General features: G+C 51.7%; 1 protein-coding gene. It reads left to right on the top strand.

The features are described from left to right. Positions 1-612, top strand: a 612-nt coding sequence (locus R7Q11_RS27490) for an alpha/beta hydrolase (RefSeq protein WP_225467148.1), incomplete at its 5' end; no start/stop codon positions are given. Positions 613-621 lie beyond the last annotated feature (9 nt).

Genomic DNA, 621 nt, shown 5'->3' on the forward strand with positions numbered 1-621 from the left:
GTGTTTGTGATGACCTATCGCATGCCAAATGAAGGGCATGAATTTGGAGCTTGGACGCCACTGGCGGACGCGCAGCGAGCAATGCGGTTGGTGCGTCGGTTGCCTTTAGCGTCGCATTTATCAACGATTGGTGTTTTAGGTTTCTCGGCTGGCGGACACGTTGCAGCGAGCTTAGCGACGAGTCACGCATTGGATATTTATCCTCTTCAAGATGAGGCGGACCGTGTATCTGCCAAGCCCGATTTTTGCGCTTTGATGTACCCGGTGATCAGTATGAACACCGATATTGCGCACATGGGCTCGCGTGCCGAGTTACTGGCTAATTTGGAACGTGAATCTGACCTTCTCCGATTCTCGCTAGAAAAACAGGTGACGTCAGACATGCCGCCTTGTTTTCTTTTACATGCCAGTGACGATACTGCCGTGAGCGTGGAAAACAGCATCGTGTTTTGGCAAGCACTTCGCCAGCACGAAATCGCGACCGAAATGCACTTGTTTGAGCAAGGTAAACACGGTTTTGGCATTCGCGATGCACAAGGTTTGCCTGTCGCGGCGTGGCCGCAATTGCTCTCTGCATGGCTACAAAATCTGGCCGAGAAAGCACGCAGATAGATCAAGTTC

The sequence above is a fragment of the Vibrio sp. 970 genome (assembly GCF_033339075.1).